Here is a 1,031-nt window from a genome sequence, read left to right on the forward strand (position 1 = left end):
TGTACTCAGTCAGTAGGTTGGTTGCACCTGCTGATGGGTGCTTTGCCTCCGAGGCTGCCGTGGGGCCGGTGGTTGTTGTAAAAGTCTAGCCATGGCTGCAGGGCGTCGGTCCGGGCTTGGTTGGATGTGAAGGGTTGCCGGTAGGCCCAGCCTTCCTGGAGGGTGCGGTTGAAGCGTTCTGCTTTGCCGTTCTGCCAGGGATGGCGGGGTTTGATCAGGATGTGTTTGGCGCCCAGTGCAGCCAGTGCGTCCTGGAAATCTTTCGATAACCGGTAGGCGAAGGCGTTGTCGGTCATGACTCTGCGGACGGGTGCGCCGTTGGCTGCCATGGCCGCTGCCGCACGGGTGAGGAACCCTGCGCAGGTCGGGCCTTTTTCGTCGGGTAGGACCTCGGCGTAGGCCAGACGGGTGTGGTCATCGACGGCGACGTGGACGTAGTCAAAACCGACCCGATTATGGCCTGTGGAGTGGTTGCGGGCGGATTGATTCGGGTCAGCCCGCCAACCTCCGCCGTCCGGGATCCGGCCTAGTTTCTTGACGTCGATGTGGATCATGTCGCCTGGAGCGTCGCGTTCGTAGCGGCGGTCCGTGGCACGGGACGCGCGGATCCGTACCCCGGTCACCGGGTCCAGGTCCCACAGTCTGGGCATGCCCGCGCGGGTCAGGATCCGGGAGACCGTCCGGGCGCTCGTCCCGCACCGGGCTGCCAGGCCCGCTGGCCCTTCGCGGTGCTCAATGCGCTGGGTCAGGACATCGGCAACGACTTCCGCGGAGGTCGCGTGCGGGCACGACCTTGGGCGGGAGCTGCGGTCCTCAAGACCGGCCCAGCCGTGCGTCCTGTACCGGCTGATCCAGCGGTGGGCGCAGGTCCGCGAGACGCCCATCTCTTTGGCCACATGGGCCACGGGACGGCCTGCAAGGACGCGCTCGATAAGGATCCGCCTACCGTTCGGCGTCAGGCGGGCATTACGGTGGGACATGAAGACCTCTTAGTCGTTGGCTGTGTGTGGTAACCACCAACCTAAGAGGTC

At 65.2% G+C, this 1,031-nt stretch carries 1 protein-coding gene; it reads right to left on the reverse strand.

The window, feature by feature from the left end:
• Positions 1–5: 5 nt before the first annotated feature.
• Positions 6–980 (reverse strand): IS481 family transposase, encoded by a 975-nt coding sequence (locus tag PV772_RS22990; protein ID WP_347887703.1) that lies wholly within the window; start codon positions 978–980, stop codon positions 6–8.
• Positions 981–1,031: the final 51 nt, after the last annotated feature.

The organism is Pseudarthrobacter sp. CC12, assembly GCF_039907755.1.
Classification (GTDB): Bacteria; Actinomycetota; Actinomycetes; order Actinomycetales; family Micrococcaceae; genus Arthrobacter; species Arthrobacter niigatensis.

Coding starts and splice junctions, on each gene's coding strand:
- PV772_RS22990 (WP_347887703.1), bottom strand. CDS start 980: ATGTCCCACCGTAATGCCCGCCTGACGCCGAACGGTAGGCGGATCCTT.